This window comes from Bradyrhizobium uaiense (genome assembly GCF_010811875.1).
In the GTDB taxonomy this organism is placed as follows: Bacteria; Pseudomonadota; Alphaproteobacteria; order Rhizobiales; family Xanthobacteraceae; genus Bradyrhizobium; species Bradyrhizobium uaiense.
This window is the reverse complement of the sequence record NZ_VKHP01000398.1, coordinates 1-4,838: the sequence shown is the minus strand read 5'-3', so window position 1 is coordinate 4,838 and position 4,838 is coordinate 1. Positions and strand designations below refer to the sequence as shown.

Annotated in this window: 5 protein-coding genes; 3 read left to right on the top strand and 2 right to left on the bottom strand. The window is 62.8% G+C overall.

What is annotated here, in order from left to right:
- The 3 genes from FNJ47_RS44560 to FNJ47_RS44550 form a co-directional block, all read left to right on the top strand.
- Positions 1–361: MlaE family ABC transporter permease (locus FNJ47_RS44560; protein ID WP_175068512.1), on the top strand; the 361-nt coding region annotated here is incomplete at its 5' end.
- 2 nt (positions 362–363) lie between these two features.
- The gene (locus tag FNJ47_RS44555; RefSeq protein ID WP_163162937.1) at positions 364–1,101 is read left to right on the top strand and encodes an ABC transporter ATP-binding protein; all 738 of its coding nucleotides are present in this window, start codon (positions 364–366) and stop codon (positions 1,099–1,101) included.
- A 15-nt stretch (positions 1,102–1,116) separates the two neighbouring features.
- Positions 1,117–2,226 carry an ABC-type transport auxiliary lipoprotein family protein gene (locus tag FNJ47_RS44550; protein ID WP_163162936.1) on the top strand — a complete coding sequence of 370 codons (1,110 nt, stop codon included), beginning with the start codon at positions 1,117–1,119 and terminating at the stop codon, positions 2,224–2,226.
- Between the two features lie 77 nt (positions 2,227–2,303).
- On the opposite strand, the gene FNJ47_RS44545 is transcribed toward FNJ47_RS44550, so the two are convergent.
- Together FNJ47_RS44545 and FNJ47_RS44540 are read right to left on the bottom strand one after the other, a co-directional pair.
- On the bottom strand, positions 2,304–3,488 hold the full coding sequence (locus FNJ47_RS44545; RefSeq protein WP_163162935.1) for an acetate/propionate family kinase: 1,185 nt from the start codon (positions 3,486–3,488) through the stop codon (positions 2,304–2,306).
- Positions 3,489–3,516: 28 nt separating this feature from the next.
- Positions 3,517–4,838, bottom strand: a 1,322-nt coding sequence (locus FNJ47_RS44540; RefSeq protein ID WP_163162934.1) for a phosphoketolase family protein, incomplete at its 5' end; no start/stop codon positions are given.

The window sequence follows — 4,838 nt, the reverse complement described above, 5'->3', positions numbered from 1 at the left end:
CAGTTCACTGCTTCTGTTCCTGGTTGTGGGGGGGGAGCTCACGGCTCCTGTCTGTCTGGGCCCGCTCGCCTCGCTCTATGGCGTCGGGCTGATGTCCTGGCATTATGGCGGCATGAGCCCGGCGATTTTCATCGCACGCCTTCATGACGCGGTTTCAGTCACTCATTTCGAGGTCGGCATCATCAAGGCGCCATTCATGGCACTCGTGATCGGGCTTGTCGCGGCCGTGGAGGGATTGAGCGTCAAGGGCAGCGCGGAATCGCTAGGACAGCAGACGACGGCGTCGGTCGTGAAATCGATCTTCCTCGTGATCGTGCTCGACGGATTGTTCGCGGTTTTCTTCGCTTCGATCGGGATGTAACCATGGCGGATACGCCAGCGATCCATATCCGCGACCTCGTGGTCGGCTTCGGCGAGAAGATCATCCTCGATCATCTCGATCTCGACGTGAACGGGGGCGAGATTCTCGGCCTCGTGGGCGCGTCGGGGGGCGGAAAGTCGGTGCTGATGCGGACATTGGTCGGCCTTCTTCCGAAGCGGAGCGGGCAGATCGATTTCGCGGGCGATAGCGATGACGAACGCCGCTGGGGCGTCCTGTTCCAGCAGGGAGCGCTGTTCTCGGCCTTGACGGCTCGCCAGAACATCCAGTTTCCGCTGCGCGAGTGCGCACGGCTGTCGCCAGTACTGCTCGACGAGATTGCCAACGCGAAGCTCGAGATGGTCGGCCTGACGCGCGAAGACGGTGACAAGTATCCGTCGGAGCTCTCGGGCGGCATGACCAAGCGGGTTGCGCTCGCGCGGGCACTGGCGCTCGACCCGTCGCTCCTGTTTCTTGATGAGCCGACGTCGGGTCTCGATCCCATTGCTGCGGGCGAATTCGATGCTTTGATCCGGACGCTGCACCGGACGTTGCGCTTCACCGTATTCATGGTGACGCACGATCTGAACAGCCTGCAGGCCATCTGCGACCGGGTCGCCGCGCTCGCCGACGGCAGGATCGCGGCAATCGGCCGGCTGTCGTCGGTGCTCAAGTCCGATCATCCTTGGGTCCAGGCTTACTTTCATGGCGCCCGGGCGCAGAAGCTGGGCCTCGGCAACTAGGCAAGAGAGACGCATATGGAAATCCGCGCGCCCTACATCATCGTTGGTGCTTTCGTATTGTCCGCAATCGTCGCCGTGTTCGGCTTCGTCTACTGGCTGAACAATTTCGGAGGAATCGGAAAACGGGAGACATATCAGGTCGTCTTTGTCGATCCCGTGCCGGGTCTGCTCGTCGGGGCAGGCGTTCTCTTCAACGGAATCCGCGTCGGTGAGGTCACAGCCCTTGAGCTGATTCCGGAGCGGCCGCACGAGGTTCACGCCACGATCGCGGTCGCCGAGCGCACGCCGGTGCATAGCGACACGCGAGTCGGCCTCGATTTCCAGGGGCTGACCGGTGTTCCCGTGATCGCGCTGGAAGGTGGTGATGATGCGGGCGCGCCGCCGGCGCGCGAACCCCTGGTGGCCGAAAAGGGGGCCGGACGGAGCATGACGCAGGCGGCCCGCGATGCCTTGCGCCGTGTCGATGCCGTCCTGTCTGAGAACGCCGCGCCGCTGCACAGCACGATCGACAATCTCAGCACGTTCGCCGAAGGGCTCGCACGCAACACGCCGAAGCTCGACGGAATTGTGGCCGGACTGGAGCGCATGACCGGGGGCGGTGCGTCCGCGCCGCGCAAGGTGGTGTACGACCTTCATGCGATGAATAGCTTCGGCGCGCAACGCCATGCGAATCTGCCCGAGCAACTGGTCATGGCAGAGCCGACCGCGATCGCGCGGTTGCAGACCCAGCGCTTCTTGTTCACGCCGGATGAAGAAACTCAGGGATTCGAGGGGGCGCAGTGGAGCGACAGTCTCCCGGTACTGGTGCAGGCGAGGTTGCTCCAGAGCTTTGAGAATTACGATGTGGACCATGCGCCATTGCGCGCCGACAGCGGCGTAGAGGGCGCGCGGCGTCTGCTCATAGATTTGCGTCGGTTCGAAATTGTGCTGGGAACCCAACCGCGCGCCACGATCGCCTTCTCCGCAAAGATCGTGGATCGAAATGGTCAGGTGAAGGCTGCAAAGCTTCTTGAGGGATCCGAAGGAATTAGCTCGCTCGCTCCGTCCGATGCGGCAGCCGCATTCGATCGGACTTTCGGCGCCCTCGCAAGCGAGCTCGTGATGTGGGTTGCGACGACGGACTGAACCAGATCCTCGACGCGTGCCTCACAGAGATGTATGAGTCTTGCGCGCGTCTGTAGCCAGGCCAAGGTCGCCGCGACCTAACAGCCCGGCACCAGCAGGCTTCGGCAGTGCCGCGCAATGGTAATCTCCTCATTGGTCGGAATGACCAGCACATCTACGGGACTGCTCTTCACGGCGATACGTTGTTCGCCCCGCGCATTCGCGGCCGGATCAATGCTGACGCCGAGCCAGGAGAGTCGATCGCAGATGCGCTGCCGGATTTCGGCGGCATGCTCGCCGATGCCGCCGGTGAACACCAGGCCGTCGAGGCCGGCAAGAGTATTTGCCATCACGGCGACTTCTGCAGCGACGCGAAATGTGAAGAGATCTATGGCTTCGCGGGCCGCAGGCTCGTGGCTCGCCAGCAGTGCGCGCATGTCGGCAGACACCCCTGAGACGCCGAGCAGGCCAGATCCCTCGTACAGCAAATGTTGTACGTCTTCGACCGACATCTTTTCCGCCTGCATGAGATAAAGCAGCACGCCGGGATCGATCGTTCCACAGCGTGTACCCATCACAAGACCGTCGAGTGGGGTCAGTCCCATCGTGGTGTCGACGCTTTTTCCGTTCCGCAAGGCACAGAGGCTTGCGCCGTTGCCGAGATGCGCCACGACGACGCGCTTGTCGGCCACTTGCGGCGCGATCGCGGCGATCTGGCTCGCAACGTACTCGAAGGAGAGGCCGTGGAAGCCGTAGCGGCGGATGCCGCGCTCGCCGAATTGCCGCGGGATGGCAAAGCGGTTTGCCGGCGGCGTCAGGCCGTGATGGAAGGCGGTATCGAAGCAGGCGATCTGCGTCAGTTCCGACTGCAGTGACAGTATGGCCCGGACCGGCGCCAGGCAGCGTGGCTGATGCAGCGGCGCAAGCGGCGTCAACGCCTCCAACGTGGCGAGAGTCTGTCCAGCAATGACGACCGGCGTGGAAAATGTTTGCCCGCCATGGACAATGCGGTGGCCGACGGCGGCGAGCCTGCCGTCAGCGAGATACTCATCGGTCCAGGCAAGCATATCGCTGAACAGGTCGCTGTTCCCCGACGTGCCGCTCGCTCGACGCTTCGTGAACAACTGCTTGCCTGAGGCATCGCTCACCACGACGCGCGGGGCTTTCTCGTGCTCGTCAAGCAGGCCCTTGCATTGCAGCATCGGCTCGGCCGACGCAATGTCGAACAGGCCGAGCTTGATGCTGGATGAGCCGGCGTTGAGCACCAGGACGCTGTCGGACATAGACGGTCTGTCTCGCGTGTTCGCTGCTTCAGTCAACGGATTTGTGGTCTGTGGTGCCGTAGGGCCAGACCCAGTCACGGATCGCCGGCATGTCCTCGCCATGCTCGCGCACGTAGCGGGTGTGCTCGGTCAGCGCGTCGCGGAGTTGCTGCTTAACGTGGGCCGCCGCGATGTCGAGCCCTGGCACCCGCTCGATTGCTTCGATGGCGAGGTGGAAGCGGTCGAGGCCGTTCAACACCACCATGTCGAATGGCGTCGTGGTGGTGCCCTCCTCAGCGAAGCCCCGCACGTGCATTCCGTCGTGATTGGCGCGGCTGTAGGTCAGGCGATGGATCAGATAGGGATAGCCGTGATAGGCGAAGATGACAGGCTTGTCGCGGGTGAACAAGCTGTCGAAGTCGCGGTCCGACAGTCCGTGCGGATGCTGCTCAGTCGGCTGCAGCGTCATCAGGTCAACCACGTTGACGACGCGAATCTTCAACTCCGGCAGCGCCTTGCGGAGCAGGTCGACGGCGGCGAGTGTCTCCAGCGTCGGAACGTCGCCAGCGCAGGCCATTACCACGTCTGGCTCGGCGTTGACGGCCTCGGTGCCAGCCCATCTCCAGATGCCGATGCCTGTCTCGCAATGGGTGATCGCATCGCGCATCGAAAGCCATTGCGGAGCCGGCTGCTTCCCGGCCACAATCACATTGATGCGGTCATAGGTGCGCAGGCAGTGATCCGCGACCCAAAGCAGGGTGTTCGCATCAGGCGGGAAATAGACACGGACGATATCGGCCTTCTTGTTGGTGACGAGATCGACAAAGCCGGGATCCTGATGACTGAATCCGTTGTGGTCCTGCCGCCAGACATGCGAGGTGAGGAGATAGTTCAACGACGCGATCGGCCGCCGCCAAGGCAGCGCACGCGAAACCTTCAGCCATTTGGCGTGCTGGTTGAACATTGAGTCCACGATGTGGATGAAGGCCTCGTAGCAGGAGAAGAAGCCGTGGCGGCCGGTGAGCAGGTAGCCTTCGAGCCAGCCTTGGCAGAGATGCTCGCTCAGGACCTCCATCACACGTCCGTCATGAGCCAGATGAACGTCATAGGGCTCGATGCCTTCCATCCAGACCCGGTCAGTGGCCTCGAAGACCGCGTCGAGCCGGTTGGACGCGGTTTCGTCCGGACCCATGATACGGAAATTGCGCGCCTCGGCATTCAGTTCCACGACCTCGCGCAAGAACTTGCCGAGTTCTCGCGTGGCTTCGGTGACCGTGCTGCCTGGAGCGGTGACTTCGACCGCATGCGCTCGGAAATCCGGCAGCGTCAACTCCCGCTTCAAAAGGCCCCCATTGGCGTGCGGGTTGGCAC

Coding starts and splice junctions, on each gene's coding strand:
- FNJ47_RS44555 (WP_163162937.1), top strand. CDS start 364: ATGGCGGATACGCCAGCGATCCATATCCGCGACCTCGTGGTCGGCTTC.
- FNJ47_RS44550 (WP_163162936.1), top strand. CDS start 1,117: ATGGAAATCCGCGCGCCCTACATCATCGTTGGTGCTTTCGTATTGTCC.
- FNJ47_RS44545 (WP_163162935.1), bottom strand. CDS start 3,488: ATGTCCGACAGCGTCCTGGTGCTCAACGCCGGCTCATCCAGCATCAAG.